Annotated in this window: 11 protein-coding genes; 5 read left to right on the plus strand and 6 right to left on the minus strand. The window is 72.4% G+C overall.

Annotated features, from left to right (window positions below; all coding sequences use genetic code 11):
- Positions 1–3: 3 nt before the first annotated feature.
- Complete coding sequence (locus tag IE212_RS11335) at positions 4–756, plus strand: sirohydrochlorin chelatase (protein ID WP_190197628.1); 753 nt, start codon at positions 4–6, stop codon at positions 754–756.
- 28 nt (positions 757–784) lie between these two features.
- Here the strand turns inward: IE212_RS11335 and IE212_RS11340 are convergent, their stop codons facing one another.
- Entirely contained in the window at positions 785–1,600 is an 816-nt protein-coding gene (locus IE212_RS11340) for a GvpL/GvpF family gas vesicle protein (protein WP_190197629.1), read from the minus strand.
- 326 nt (positions 1,601–1,926) lie between these two features.
- Between IE212_RS11340 and IE212_RS11345 the strand changes: the two genes are divergently transcribed.
- Entirely contained in the window at positions 1,927–3,270 is a 1,344-nt protein-coding gene (locus IE212_RS11345; protein ID WP_190197630.1) for a VCBS repeat-containing protein, read from the plus strand.
- 24 nt (positions 3,271–3,294) lie between these two features.
- Here the strand turns inward: IE212_RS11345 and IE212_RS11350 are convergent, their stop codons facing one another.
- Positions 3,295–3,669: a nuclear transport factor 2 family protein gene (locus IE212_RS11350; protein ID WP_190197631.1), complete on the minus strand. Its 375-nt coding sequence runs from the start codon at positions 3,667–3,669 to the stop codon at positions 3,295–3,297.
- On the minus strand, positions 3,662–4,210 hold the full coding sequence (locus IE212_RS11355) for a DUF1697 domain-containing protein (protein ID WP_190197632.1): 549 nt from the start codon (positions 4,208–4,210) through the stop codon (positions 3,662–3,664). Before IE212_RS11355 ends, IE212_RS11350 begins: the two co-directional genes overlap by 8 nt.
- Positions 4,211–4,513: 303 nt before the next feature.
- Here IE212_RS11355 and IE212_RS11360 point away from each other — a divergent pair, with 303 nt between their 5' ends.
- Positions 4,514–5,389, plus strand: coding sequence for a phosphotransferase enzyme family protein (locus IE212_RS11360; RefSeq protein ID WP_190197633.1), 876 nt, complete (start codon positions 4,514–4,516; stop codon positions 5,387–5,389).
- 11 nt (positions 5,390–5,400) lie between these two features.
- Here IE212_RS11360 and IE212_RS11365 read toward each other — a convergent pair whose 3' ends face one another.
- Positions 5,401–6,123: a 3'-5' exonuclease gene (locus IE212_RS11365; RefSeq protein WP_190197634.1), complete on the minus strand. Its 723-nt coding sequence runs from the start codon at positions 6,121–6,123 to the stop codon at positions 5,401–5,403.
- A 140-nt stretch (positions 6,124–6,263) separates the two neighbouring features.
- A complete protein-coding gene (locus tag IE212_RS11370) occupies positions 6,264–7,535 on the minus strand; it encodes a DUF5919 domain-containing protein (protein WP_190197706.1) in 1,272 nt (423 codons plus the stop codon).
- An 820-nt stretch (positions 7,536–8,355) separates the two neighbouring features.
- On the opposite strand from IE212_RS11370, the gene glgX reads away from it, so the two are divergent.
- Together glgX and treY are read left to right on the plus strand one after the other, a co-directional pair.
- A complete protein-coding gene (gene glgX / locus IE212_RS11375) occupies positions 8,356–10,488 on the plus strand; it encodes a glycogen debranching protein GlgX (protein WP_190197635.1) in 2,133 nt (710 codons plus the stop codon).
- Positions 10,489–10,606: 118 nt separating this feature from the next.
- Positions 10,607–13,009, plus strand: a complete 2,403-nt coding sequence (gene treY / locus IE212_RS11380) for a malto-oligosyltrehalose synthase (protein ID WP_190197636.1) — start codon at positions 10,607–10,609, stop codon at positions 13,007–13,009.
- A 464-nt stretch (positions 13,010–13,473) separates the two neighbouring features.
- Here treY and IE212_RS11385 read toward each other — a convergent pair whose 3' ends face one another.
- On the minus strand, positions 13,474–14,424 hold the full coding sequence (locus IE212_RS11385) for a LysR family transcriptional regulator (protein WP_190197637.1): 951 nt from the start codon (positions 14,422–14,424) through the stop codon (positions 13,474–13,476).
- Between the last annotated feature and the right edge of the window lie 65 nt (positions 14,425–14,489).

Consider the following 14,489-nt stretch of genomic DNA (forward strand, 5'->3'; position numbering starts at 1 on the left):
CCCATGACGAACCAGCCCGTTCTGCTCGTCATCGCCCACGGCAGCCGCGACCCGCGACACGCCGCGACGGTGCACGCCCTGGTGCGCCGGGTGCGCTCGCTGCGCCCCGGCGTACGGGTGGAGACGGGCTTCCTCGACTTCAACGTGCCTTCCGTGCGGGGCGTCCTGGAGTCCCTGGCGACGCAGGGTGTCCGCGACGTCGTGGCCCTCCCCCTGCTCCTCACCCGCGCGTTCCACGCCAAGGCGGACATCCCGGCGGTCCTCGCGGACGCACCCCCGCAGCTCCGCATCCGCCAGGCGGAGGTCCTGGGCCCCTCGCCCCTCCTGCTCGAGGCTCTGGAACGGCGCCTGTACGAGGCGGGCCTGACTCCCGCCGACAAGTCCTCGACCGGGGTCGTGCTGGCCTCGGCGGGGTCCACCGACCCGGAGGCGATCGCAGTGATCGCAGAAATCGCGCGGGAGTGGCGGCACACCGGTTGGTGCGCCGTGCGGCCTGCGTTCGCCTCCGCTGGTTCTCCCGCGGGGTTCCCCCGCACAGAGGACGCCGTACGCGAACTCCGCGCGCTCGGCTGCTCCCGGGTCGCCGTCGCCCCCTACGTCCTGGCCCCTGGTTTCCTCCCGGACCGCATCGCCCGCGGTGCTGCGGAGGCGGACGTCCTGGCCGACGTGCTGGGCCCGGCGCCGGAGGTGGCGCGGGTGGTGCTGGAGCGGTACGGGGCGGCCGGAGTACCGGCGTTGGCGGCGGTGAGCGCCTGACACCTCGGCGGCCCGGTGGCGGTGACGGTCACGGCGCGGGTTCCGGCTGGAGAGCGAAGGAGTACGGAGCCCAGGGGCCGCTGACCTCCACCCGGAGACCGGGGATGCCCTCGGCGGCCGCGAGTATGCCCGTGCGGAAGGCCTGGACGCGGTCCCTGGGGACGAGGTAGGCGTCGTTGCCCACGTTGGTGCCGAGGGCCGAGCCGCCCGGGCCGCCGCGCTCGGGAGTGTGGGTGACGCGGTCGGCGGAGAGGGCGGCCGCTGTTGCGGTGAGGCGGGCCGCGGCTTGTGCGACCGTACGCCAGGCCTGCTCGTTCCTGCGTTGTCTGCGGCGGCGGAGCGCCAGGTAGGCGCGGCCGGCCCGCAGGCCTGTGACCGGGTCCGGTGCGCTCTCGGCGCCGGCTTCGGGCGGGGTGACGTCCGGGCCGGCGTAGATCTTGACGCCGAGTTCCACGTGGCCGGTGAGGCGGTCCAGCAGGGAGAGGAAGTACGCGCGGCGGGTGTCGAGGGCCTGGCGGGCGGTGTCCTCGTCAGGGTAGACGGTGGCGTGGCGCAGGGGGAGGACGGCGGCGCCGGAGGCGGCCAGTGCGGTCACCACGGCGTGGTGGGAACGGACCGTGGACTCCAGCCAGTCCAGGCGGTCGTCGAGGCGGGCCTGGAGGGGGGCCTCGTCGTAGTCGGCGGCCGGGACGTGGCCGACGGCGAAGGCGAGCGGAGGTGCGGACGTGGCGGGTTCCACCAAGTGGACGCGCTCTCCGGCGACCCCGCGCAGGGGCGCGACCGCCGCGGCGGCCTCGGGGGTGCGGCGCAGGACCGCGTAGGCGTAGACGAGGTCGACCGTCACGGTGCGATTCCTCTCGCGAGACTCCGTTCTCGTGCCGCCCTCTGGTACGGGGGTGACGGCGGGGGCGTTCAGCGGCCCTCGGCCCGGTTGCCGCCGGCGGGTGGAGCGCTTCGGCCACCCCGGCCTCTGCCGGCCTGGGACGGGGCAGTCCGGACGCGCCCGGTGGCTCCACTCACCGCCGGCACTCGGGAGTGTTCTGATGCCATCCGCCTGCAACCTTTTCCCCCGTCCGGCTGTCTCCTGATCATCAACCGCTCCTGTCTCCGTGGTCCCTGAGAGATCAACCGGCACAGGAGCGGTCGCACAGAACCATCAGGAGACACTTCATGCGCATCCGCCCCGCAGCCTGCGCGGCACTCCTCGTGGCGTCCCTCGCCCCCATCCTCACGGCACCTCCCGCCGGTGCGGCGGCGGCCAGGTACGCGGACGACTTCAACGGCGACGGCTACCGCGACTACGCCAGCTACACCTACGAGCAGTACAGCAAGGGCGGCGGCGTCCGGATCACCTTCGGTACCGCCTCCGGACCCGGCACCCAGACCCAGTTGATCACCCAGGACAGCCCCGGTGTCCCCGGCGCCGACGAGACGGAGGACCAGTTCGGCGACGTCCGGGTGCCCGCAGACTTCAACGCCGACGGATACGGGGACCTCGCCGTGTCGGTGTCGCGCGAGGACGTCGACGGACGCACGGACGAGGGCGGCGTCGTCATCCTGTGGGGAAGCGCGAGCGGCCTCTCGGGTGGCACCGCGATCCCCAACGCCGGCGCCAAGGTGTCGAACGCCCGCTTCGGCCGCGACCTCGCCGCCGGGGACTTCAACGGGGACGGCAAGAAGGACCTGGCCGCGATCAGCGGGAGCAAGGCCTACGTCTACCGCAGCATCACGCGCACCGGTGTGGCAGGCTCGGTCACCAGCCACGACAAGACGACGAGATTCGCGCCCACGTCCCTGGTCTCGGGCAACATGAACGGGGACTCCAGGACCGATCTGGTGATCATCGGAATCACCGAGGAGCCCGACTTCGGCACGGACGCGTGGTTCATCAAGGGCGGCTCCCCGCTCAGCGCGGGCAAGACCCTGCGCCTCGTCACGAACTACGGCGACCCCAGCGAGGCGGTGATCGCCGACTTCGACAAGGACGGCTACGGGGACCTCGCGGCGGGCAGTCAGATGTACAACAACAACCAGGGCCGGGTGTCCCTCTGGTACGGCTCCTCCACCGGCCCCGCCACCGCCGTCCGTATCACGCAGGCCACCACCAACGTCGCCGGCACCCCGGAGTCCGGCGACCTGTTCGGCTCCTCCGTCTCGGCCGCCGACATCAACGGCGACGGCTACAAGGACCTCGCGATCGGCGTCTTCGGAGAGAAGATCAGCCAGGAGACGACCGAGGGCGGCGTCCACGTCCTGCGCGGCGGCGCGAGCGGGATCACCGGCACCAACTCCCTGTGGCTCGCCCGCAACACCGCCGGCGTCCCCGGCGACGTCGCATGGAACGACTGCTTCGGCGAGCCGGTCCGCCTCCGCGACACCAACCGCGACGGCAAGGCCGACCTCTACGTCGGCGCCATCAACGGCTCGCTGCGCTTCCCCGGCACGTCGTCCGGCGTCACCACGACCGGTGTGACCGACGCCGACACCGAACTCATCTGGGGCATGCTCCAGTAGGCCCGGCCTCCCGCCCATGCGGCACTAGGCAGGCCGCTCGCCGAACGGCGTCGCCTGGTGGAAGTAGAGCAGCCACCCGGCCTCCGTCCGCCGCCACAGCGAACTGCGGTGTGCACGTCTTCCGTCGCACTCGGTGTCGAAGGTGAGGTGGACGAGGCCGGGGGCGAGCTCCACGCCACGCATCCGGGAGGCGACGACGGGAGGCGACTCGAGGTCGGTGTTCTCGGCCAGGGAGGCGATGATGGCGGCCCGTCCCCAGTGCCGCCCGGAGGCGCCGAACTCGTGGAAGTCGGGGTGCAGCAGCGCCGCGACCCGCTCGGGCGAGCGGCGCACTTCCGGGTCGAGCAGCGTCAGCTCGCCGGCGATGGCGGCCGTGACGGCCGGGCCGTGCTCAGGCACCTGTCAGCTCCACCAGTTTGACGACCGTGTTCCAGTTGCGGGTGGTGGCGACGATCCCCTTGTTGATGCGGGGCTTCGACAGGTGCTCGGCCAGCTTGGAGCGGCCCAGTCCGTTCGGGGCGTACAGGTACAGGGCGCGGTCGCCGAGGCTGAACTCCTCGGGGAGGTAGGCGGCCCGGTCGATCTCGGTGAAGCGCTCGGGGCTCACCGGCGCGGAGTAGTAGGTGACGTGGAGTTGCCTGGGCTCCAGATCGGCGGCCGGGTAGGGGCAGGCTTCGGCGATCGCCTTCAGATAGGCGTGGTCGCGCACGATCACGTCGACGCCGAAGCCGAAGTGTTCTTCGACGGCTCGCGCGATCTCCGCGGCCAGCGATCCTTCGTCCCCGTGGGCGGAGGAGAACACGGCCTGGCCGCTCTGGAGGTAGGTGCCCACGTCCCCGTGACCGAGTCCCGTCAGCAGGGTGCGCAGTTCGGCCATCGGGACCTTTCTGCCGCCGCCCACGTTGATCCCGCGCAGCAGTGCCGCATACATCGTCGTCATCAGGCCACGATAGGTCGGCCGTCGTGCCCCGTGGGGGTGGGCACGACGGCCGGCCGGGCAGTGCCCGGCCCCGTAAATTACTCACCGGTCACCGCGGGGCACAACCTTCTGCCCAGGATCCACACAGACGAGGAGCTCGGAATGTCCCGATGGACCTTCGTCATGGGCCCGACGGCAAACGAGCCGATACGTCTCACGCCACCGTTTCCCACCGCGTGCGACCTGTGCCGATGCGACACTGACCGGCGGATGGCAGGAACCGGACGGCGGACCACGCGGGAACGCGGACAACGGAGGCGGACGATGGACGAGGCGCGGGCACGGGACGTACTGACCGCGGCGGGGGTACTGCCCCGCACCGGGGTGTACGGGGTCCGCGAGGCACGACTGCTCTCCCTGGGCGAGAACGCGGTGTTCGCCGCCGGTGACCTGGTCGTCAAAGTGGGGCGCGACGCCGAACTCCTCGACCGGGCGCGGCGCGAACTGGACATCGCCGGGTGGCTCGCGAAGACGGGGGTGCCGGCGGTGCGGGCGGCCGAGCCGAAGGCACTGCTGGTGGACGGGCATCCGGTGACGGTGTGGCAGCGGCTGCCGGATGCCGTGCGGCCCGCAGAGCCGCGGGACCTGGCCGAACTGCTACGGGTGGTGCATGCGACGCCTCTTCCTCCTTTCGAGCTGCCGGCGCGGGATCTGCTGGGCGGGGTGGAACGGTGGCTGCGGCTCGCGGGTGACGCGATCGATCCTGCGGACGCGGCGTATCTGCGGGAGCGGCGGGACGGGTTCGCCGCGGAGGCCGCCGCGTTGACGCCGCATCTGCGGCCGGGGCCGATCCACGGCGACGCGTTGCCGCGCAATGTGCATGTCGGGCCGGACGGGCCGGTGCTGGTGGACCTGGAGACGGTGTCCGCGGATCTGCGGGAGCACGATCTGGTGGTGATGGCGCTCTCCCACGACCGGTACGGACTCCCGGACGACGCGTACGCCTCCTTCACCGAGACATACGGATGGGACGTACGGGCGTGGCAGGGATGCTCGGTGCTGCGCGGCGCCCGGGAGACGGCCAGCTGCGCCTGGGTGGCCCAGCACGCGCCGAGCAATCCCAAGGCCCTGGCCGAGTTCAGGCGGCGGGTGGCGTCGCTGCGGGACGGGGACGAGACGGTTCGGTGGTATCCGTTCTGAGGCAGGCCGGCTCAGACCGGCTCGTCGGTCAACTCCCGCAGCGGCCACGCCCCGTCGACCACCGCCGTCACGTCGCCCTTCTTGCGCAGGAAACTCTGGAAGTCCGCCGCCCACTGCGCGTACCACTCGATCTGGCGGTGATGCAGGACCGCTGTGCCGAGGGAGGCGATCTTGGGGTGGCGGTCGGCTATCGCGCAGGCGAGGCGGGCCGCCGCGAGGGCGTCGGCCATGGCGTCGTGGGCCGAGTCGAGAACCACGCCGTACTCGGCGCAGACCGCTTCGAGGTTGCGTTTTCCGCGGCGGTAACGGTCGACCCAGCGGTCGATCGTGTACGGGTCGATGACCGGGGCCGGGGCCACGCCGCCCAGGCGGTCGCTCAGGGACGGCAGGCCGTACCGCCGCAACTCGGCGGAGAGCAGCGTCAGGTCGAAGGCCGCGTTGTACGCGACGACCGGTACGCCCGTCTTCCAGTACGAGGCGAGGACGCCGGCCAGGGCGTCCGCCACCTGGTCGGCGGGTCTGCCCTCGGCCGCCGCCCGTTCGCTGCTGATGCCGTGCACCGCCACCGCGTCCTCGGGGATCGGCACCCCGGGGTCGGCCAGCCACTCCCGGCGCCCCATCGGCTCCCCGCCCCTGACCTCGATCACGGCCCCCGTGACGATGCGCGCCTCGCGCGGATCCGTGCCCGTCGTCTCCAGGTCGAAGCCGATCAGCAGCTCCCGGTGCCAGCCCATGGGCGGTCCCCCTCCTTGTGGTGCGTTCCCCCAGTGGTCCCCACCTTCGCACGCACCACTGACAATCAGAGGATCGCGTTCCGCTCACGCCCGGCAGCGGCCTCGGTGGCCCCGGCAACCACCCCGTACCGGGGCACACTTCACGACACCGGCCGCGAATCCGCCCACATCACCTCGAACTCCTCGCGATAGGTGGGAAAGAGGCCGCCTTCGTCGATCTCACCCGACCTGACCACCTTGCCGCCGCCCCGCAGCACGAACACCGGAGCCTCCATGCCACGGGTCCGGCGCAGGTAGTTCTGCACGACCGCGATGCCGTCGGCGCCGTCGCCGTCCACCAGGTACGCCGTGAAGCGGGGCGTCTCGTCGAAGACCTGGATCTCGAAGGCGCCCGGGTCGCGCAGCCGGGCGCGGACGCGGCGCATGTGCAGGATGTTCATCTCGACGGCCCGGCTGAGCTCGCCGCGCTTGATGCCCAGTTCGCGTTCGCGCCGCTTGACCGCGCTGGAGGCCGGGTTGAGGAACAGCAGCCGCACCCGGCAGCCGGACTCGGCGAGCCGCACCAGACGCCGGCCGGAGAAGTTCTGCACGAGCAGGTTGAGTCCGATGCCGATGGCGTCGAGGCGACGGGCGCCGCCGAAGATGTCCTCGGCCGGGAACTGGCGCATCAGCCGCACCCGGTCCGGGTGGACGGCGACCACGTCGGCGTACCGGTCGCCGACCAGGTCCTCGACGGCGTCGACGGGCATCCGGCGCGCGGAGGGCACGTCACCGCCCGCGCCGAGCATCTCCAGCAGCCGGGCCGAGGCGCGCTCGGCCTGGTTCAGGACGGCCTCGGACAGGGCCCGGTTGCGGGAGACGACGTTCCGGGTGACCTCCAGCTCGTCCAGGGCCAGTTCGACGTCGCGGCGGTCGTCGAAGTAGGGCTCGAAGCAGGGCCAGTGCTGCACCATCAGCTCGCGCAGCTGGGGCAGCGTGAGGAAGGAGAGGACGTTGTCGTCGGCCGGGTCGAGGAGGTAGCCCTTGCGGCGGCTGACCTCGCGGACGGCGACGGCCCGCTGCACCCACTCCTGCCCGGCGGGTCCGGCGGCGGCCACCACCCAGTCCTCGCCGTGGACGGGCTCGTACACGGGTCGCAGGACGGCGGCCACGACCGCGCGCAGCCGCTGCTCGACGAGGTTCAGCCAGATGTAGGCCCGCCCCGCCCGCTGGGCCCGGGTGCGTACCTCGCGCCAGGCGTCGGGGCCCCAGTCCAGCTCCGGACCGATCGAGCCCGACGCGTCCATCGGCCGTGCCAGGGACACGGCTCCGGCCGGGACGTCTGTGGAGTTCCCCTCGTGACCCTCGTCACCAGGGGGCAGCTCCAGCCCTCCCGAGCCCACCCGCGCACCGCCTTCCGCTCCCCCGAGCACCTTCCTCGCCAACGATCAAGGAAGGGTACTCCGGGAGCGGTCGGCGGTGCAGCCCGATGGGCAGCATCGCTCTCAACGACGCGGCCGCCGGTGCCCGTTCCGCCGACCGAGCCCGGCCGGAGTGAGCGGTGCGTCGCGATGACGTCGGAATGGCGGTGTTCTTCGTGGAGCCGACCCGAGGCGCAGCCGAAGCAGGTCAGGCCGTCGTGCGGGACGTGGATCCGGCCGGGTCCGGCTCGGCCGGCAGGAGAGGTTCTCCAGGACGAGGCCGGCGTTGCCGTCGCGGCGCCGTCGCATCCCCGAGGTGGTGCCGGCGCACCCTGTGGCAGGGCGGTGGACGGCACCGCCGGGGTGAGGCCCACCGTGCGGGCGCTCAGGCCGATCACCGGGGACCGGGGTCGCGCCGCGTCCCGTTCGTGATCTTCGGTGCCGGCGACCCTGGGCCGGTGCCCGCTCCCTCACCCCCGGCGCGCCGGCCCGCGCCCGTCCGGCCTGCTGCCCCGGGCCGCCCCGTACGGGTCCCCGTGCCGTCCGCCCCCGCCCCGGTCCGGGTGATCCCCGTCATCACGGCCGTCCCGCCATCGAGACGGCCGCACCCGACACCACCTCGCCCAGGTGGTGGTGCACCATGTTGCGCACATCTTCCCCTCACTCCCGCAGGGCCCCGGGAGTATTTGTTCGCCCCAAAGGTTTGTGCATACCGCGTACGCACTGGTCACTCGGTAAGAGGGAGACAAGACATAGGAGGTTCCCTTACTTTCGGGGAGACTCGGGGCCAAGGCGTCCCCACCGGCGCCACACACCTGAAAGAGTCGAATCCATGCAGGTCTGGCCTGGAGAGGCGTATCCACTCGGTGCCACGTACGACGGCGCCGGAACCAACTTCGCGGTCTTCACGGAGGCCGCGGACCGAGTAGAGCTGTGTCTGCTGCACGACGACGGCTCGGAGACCGCGATCGAGCTCCGGGAGAGCGACGCGTTCGTGCGGCACGCGTACGTGCCGGGCATCATGCCGGGGCAGCGGTACGGGTTCCGCGTGCACGGTCCGTACGCGCCGGAGCACGGACTGCGCTGCAACTCGGCGAAGCTGCTGCTCGACCCGTACGCGCGTGCGATCAGCGGGTCGATCTGCTGGGGCGAGGAGGTCTACGGCTACCACTTCGACGATCCCGACCGGCGCAACGACCTGGACTCGGCGCCGCACACCATGACGTCGGTGGTCGTCAACCCCTACTTCGACTGGGGTGACGACCGGCGACCCCGCACCGAGTACCACCACACGGTGATCTACGAGGCCCACGTCAAGGGCCTCACCATGCGGCATCCGGGGCTGCCGGAGGAGCTGCGCGGCACCTACGCGGCGCTCGCGCACCCGGCGATCATCGAGCACCTCACGGAGCTCGGGGTCACGGCGCTGGAGCTGATGCCCGTACACCAGTTCGTGAACGATCACCGGCTGGTCGACATGGGGCTGAACAACTACTGGGGCTACAACACGATCGGTTTCTTCGCCCCGCACAACGCCTACGCGTCCTGGGGCGACCGGGGTCAGCAGGTGCTGGAGTTCAAGTCGGCGGTGAAGGCGCTGCACGAGGCGGGGATCGAGGTGATCCTCGACGTCGTCTACAACCACACCGCCGAGGGCAACCACCTCGGTCCGACCCTGTCCTTCAAGGGCCTCGACAACTCGCGCTACTACCGGCTGACGGACGACCCCCGCTACTACATGGACACGACAGGGACCGGAAACTCCCTGCTCATGCGGTCCCCGCACGTGCTCCAGCTGATCATGGACTCGCTGCGGTACTGGGTCACGGACATGCACGTCGACGGGTTCCGTTTCGACCTGGCGGCGACGCTGGCCCGGCAGTTCCACGAGGTGGACCGGCTGTCGTCGTTCTTCGACCTGGTGCAGCAGGATCCGGTGGTCTCGCAGGTCAAGCTGATCGCCGAGCCGTGGGACGTGGGCGAGGGCGGCTACCAGGTGGGCAACTTCCCGCCGCTGTGGACCGAGTGGAACGGCAAGTACCGGGACACCGTGCGGGACCTGTGGCGGGGCGAGCAGCGCACGCTCGCCGAGTTCGCCTCGCGGCTGACCGGCTCCTCCGACCTCTACCAGGACGACGGGCGGCGCCCGCTGGCCTCGATCAACTTCGTGACCTGCCACGACGGCTTCACGCTGCACGACCTGGTGGCCTACAACGACAAGCACAACGAGGCCAACGGCGAGGACAACCGGGACGGCGAGAGCCACAACCGGTCGTGGAACTGCGGTGCCGAGGGTGAGACCGACGACCCGGACGTGCTGCGGCTGCGGGCCCGGCAGATGCGCAACTTCATCGCGACGCTGATGCTGTCCCAGGGCGTGCCCATGATCAGTCACGGTGACGAGTTCGCCCGCACCCAGCGCGGCAACAACAACGCCTACTGCCAGGACAACGAGCTGGCCTGGGTCCAGTGGCCGGAGGGCGACGAGGAGGAGGAGGGGGGACTCCAGCGGGAACTGCTGGCCTTCACGCGCGCCATGGTGTGGCTGCGCAGGGACCACCCGGTCTTCCGCAGAAGGCGCTTCTTCCACGGCCGGCCCGTGGAGGGCACGCACGATGACCTGTCCGACATCGCCTGGTTCACCCCGGAAGGCCGGGAGATGACCCAGCGGGACTGGGACTCGGCGCAGGCCTCGGCGCTGACGGTGTTCCTCAACGGCAACGCGATCTCGGAGCCGGGCGCACGCGGGGAGCGCATCACCGACGACTCGTTCCTGCTGATGTTCAACGCCTCGCCGAAGCCGCTGGAGTTCCTGGTACCGGTCGACCACGGGCGGCAGTGGCAGGTCGTGGTCGACACGGCCCGCGCGGAAGGGGTGCCCCCGGACACCGGCCCGAAGGTGCAGGCCGGGGACCGGCTGACCCTCGCGGACCGGAGCCTGACGGTGTTGCAACGACCCGTCTAGGACCCTTCCGGGGACCGTCGGCGTGCGCGTCGTCCGGAAGCCACCCGTCCGGGCGACGCGCGGCGCAGCCGGCGCCGGGGATGGCACGAACGGCGACGGGGCGGGTACGTAGGTTTCCATGACACCTGAGCGACCTGACCCGGTGGTGCCCACGGCCACGTACCGGTTGCAGCTGCAGCCCGACTTCCCCTTCGGGGCCGCGGCGGCCGTGGTGCCGTACCTGGCCTCGCTCGGCGTCTCGCACCTGCATCTGTCCCCCGTCCTGGAGGCCGTGCCGGGTTCCGGGCACGGCTACGACGTCGTCGACCACGGGCGGGTCCGCGAGGAGCTGGGCGGCGAGGAGGGGCTGCGGGCCCTGGCGCGCACCGCGCGGGAGCACGGGCTCGGCCTGGTGGCCGACATCGTCCCCAACCACATGGCCATGGCGCCGCGCCACAACCGCGCCCTGTGGGAGGTGCTCCGGGAGGGCCCGAAGTCGGCGTACGCGCGCTGGTTTGACATCGACTGGGAGGCGCAGGACGGCCAGGTCCTGCTGCCGGTCCTCGGCGGCCCGCTGGGCGAGGTCCTCGGGGAGCTGCGCGTCGACGGTGACGTCCTGCGCTACCACGACCACGTGTTCCCGCTGCGCGAGGGCACCGAGGATCTGCCGCTGCCGCACCTGCTGGACGCTCAGTGGTACCGCCCCGTGTGGTGGCGGCTGGCCCGGACCGAGCTCAACTACCGGCGGTTCTTCAGCATCTCCGAGCTGATCGGGGTGCGGGTGGAGGACCCCGAGGTGTTCGAGGCCACCCACGGCAAGATCTTCCAGCTGCTCCACGAGGGCGTCGTCGACGGGCTGCGCGTCGACCACCCGGACGGCCTCGCCGACCCCGACGGCTACCTCCGGCGGCTGCACGAGGCGACGGGCGGCCGCTGGACGGTCGTGGAGAAGATCCTGGCCGACGGCGAGCGCCTGCCGGCCTCCTGGCCCGTCGCGGGCACCACCGGCTACGACGCCCTGCGGCACGTGGACGGGCTCTTCACGGACCCGGCCGGGTTCGGGGACCTGCTGGGGCGGTACCGGCGGTTCGCGGCCCCGCAGACGGACCGGGGCGGCCAGTGGGCGGCGACCGTGCGGCGGGCGGCGTACAAGGTCCTCACGCACGAGCTGGCCACCGAGACGGACCGGCTGACCCGGGTGGCGGCCCGGCTGTGCGCCACCTCGCCGGAGCCGGCCCTGCGCGACCGCGCGCCCTGGGCACTGCGCACCGCGCTTCAGGAGCTGCTGGTCCGGATGGAGGTCTACCGGCCGTACGAATCGGTCGACGCCGCTTCCGTGGTCACCGAGGAGGCCGCCGCCGAGGCCCGGCTCGCCTTCGCCGTGCCCGAGGAGGCCGGTGCGGTGGACGTCGTACGCGACCTGGTGCTGGGGCGGTACGGCGACGGGCCCGCCCACACCGAGTTCCGGACGCGCTTCGCGCAGACCTCGTCGGCGCTGCGGGCGAAGTCCGTCGAGGACACGGCGTTCTACCGCTACGTGCCGCTGCTGTCGGCGACCGAGGTGGGCGGGAACCCGGGCGGTCCGGCGCTGACGCCGGAGGAGTTCCACACGTACTGCGCGCGTGTGCAGCGCGACTGGCCGGTGACCGGGACGGTCGCCTCGACGCACGACACCAAGCGCAGTGCCGACGTCCGGGCGGCGCTGAACGTGCTCACCGAGTGCCCGGACCGCTGGGCGGACCTCCTGGCCGAGGTGACGCCCGGCGTCGAGGGCGGCGTGCCGGACGCGCAACTGGCGTGGGCGGCCTGGCAGACGGTGTTCGGGCTCGGCCCGGCGGACGAGGAGCGGGTGCGGGGGGCGCTGCTGAAGCACGTGCGCGAGGCCGGTCTGTACACCAGCTGGACCGAGCAGGAGCCGCCGTACGAGGAGGCGGTGGCCCGGTTCGTGACGGCCGGGCCGTGCGGGGTGCCGGGCGAGCGGGTCGCCGCGTTCCGGGACTGGCTGGCACCGCACATCCGGGCCAACGTGCTGGGCACGGCCCTGGTGCAGCTGACGATGCCGGGCGTCCCGGACGTCTACCAGGGCACGGAGGCCGAATACCGGGCACTGGTCGACCCGGACAACCGGCGGACGGTGGACTTCCCGCCCGGCGAGCCCGGGGAACCCGGCGAGCCCGGGGAACCCGGCGAGCCCGGCGGGACGTCCGCGGAGAAACTCGTCGTGACACGCGCGGCGCTGGGGCTGCGGGCCCGGCGTCCGGAGGTCTTCGGCGACGCGGCGACGTACGCGCCGCTGACGGCCGAGGGACCGGCTGCGGGCCACTGCCTGGCATTCGTCCGCTCCGGTGAGGCCCTGACCGCCGTGACGCGCCTGTCACTCCGGCTCGCGGAGACGGGCGGCTGGCGCGACACCCGGCTGCCGCTGCCGCCGGGCCGCTGGGTGGACGCCGTGGAGCCGGGACAGGAGTTCACCGGCCACGTGCCCGTGGCGGAGCTGTTCGTACGGTTGCCGGTGGCTCTGCTGGAGCGGGTGGGCGAGTGAGCCCCGGTCGACCCGGGCGCCGCCGCACGCGAGGGCGATCGCCCAACGGCACCGCCCGTCCGTACGGCAGCGGGCCGGGGAGCGCCGTGGACACGCGATGACGGCAGCACGCGTGCTCGCATGACCGTTCCCACCGTGCCCGCCCGCGCGACCGCGGATCGGCCACCGGACACTGCCGCACCCGGAACGCGACCGTCAGCAGCGCACGCCCACCCGGACGCCAGCGGGACACGCACACGCGATGACGGCCGAACACGCCTGCACCCATGACCATCCCCACCAGCCCGCCCACGCGACCGCGGATCGACCACCGGACACTGCCGCACCCGGAACGCGACCGTCAGCAGCGCAGGCCCACCCGGACGCCAGCGGACCACGCACACGCGATGACGGCCGAACACACGTGCACGCATGACCGTCCCCACCGGCCCGCCCACGCGACCGTCGGTGCCCCGCCCCACGCCCTACGCCACCGCCGTGGCGTCCTCCGGACAGTCCTGGTACGCCCGCAGGGGCGGCTCGGAGGCCGTGTGCGGGTGCGGCCACGCTGACCGCAGCAGGTCCACGAAGGCCTCCGCCGCGCCCGTCGGCGGGAGGCGCGAGAAGGCGGTGAGCGTGCGCTTCCAGGGCGGGTCCGGGGTGAGGACGACACAGTCCTCACCGACGGCGTCACGGACGAGGTGGGCGGGGGCGGCGCAGACGCCGACACCGGCGGCGGCCATCCGTACCGCCGTCGAGGTGTGCTCGGTGAAGACGGCGGTGCGCGGGGTGAAACCGGCCCGGGCGCACGCCCGGTCGAGGAAGCGTTCACCGTCGACGACGGGTTCCATGGCGCAGCGCACCCAGGGCCGGTCGGCGAGCTCCGGCAGAGTCACCGTCGTCCGGCCGGCGAAACGGTCGTCGAAGGGCACCGCGAGAACGATCTCCTCCTCTCCGACCGCTGCCACGGTGCCCGGCCAGCCGGCGGGCGCCGGGCCCACGGCGAGGTCGGCGGCGCCCCGCTCGACCTGCTCCTCCAGGGCCTCGGAGGTCGCGTACTCGTGGAGGTGCAGCAGCACACGCGGGTGGACGGCGCGCCAGCGGGCGAAGACGTCCGGGAGGACACCGACCGCGACGGAATGGACGGCGGCGACGTGCAGTTCGCCGCCCTCGGCACCGGCCGCGGCGCGGGCCGCGCGACGGGCCTGGGCCGCACTGCGCACGGCGAGTTCGGCGTGCGGCCTGAAGGCGCGTCCCATCGGCGTCAGACGCACGCCACGCGGCATGCGCTCCAGCAGCGCGCCGCCCACCGAGCGTTCCAGGGCCTTGATCTGGTGGGAGAGCGCGGGCTGCGAGACGTGCAGGAGCTCGGCCGCGCGCGTGAACGACGCCGCCTCGACGACCGTCAGGAAGTACTCCATCTGCCGCAGGCTCACGGCCCTCCCCCGAACCCATAAACGCCCTGCATCGATTCCACAAGAACATTGCCTTGGACTCATGG

Origin of the sequence: Streptomyces djakartensis, from assembly GCF_014651075.1 — a bacterium.
GTDB classification, from domain to species: domain Bacteria; phylum Actinomycetota; class Actinomycetes; order Streptomycetales; family Streptomycetaceae; genus Streptomyces; species Streptomyces djakartensis.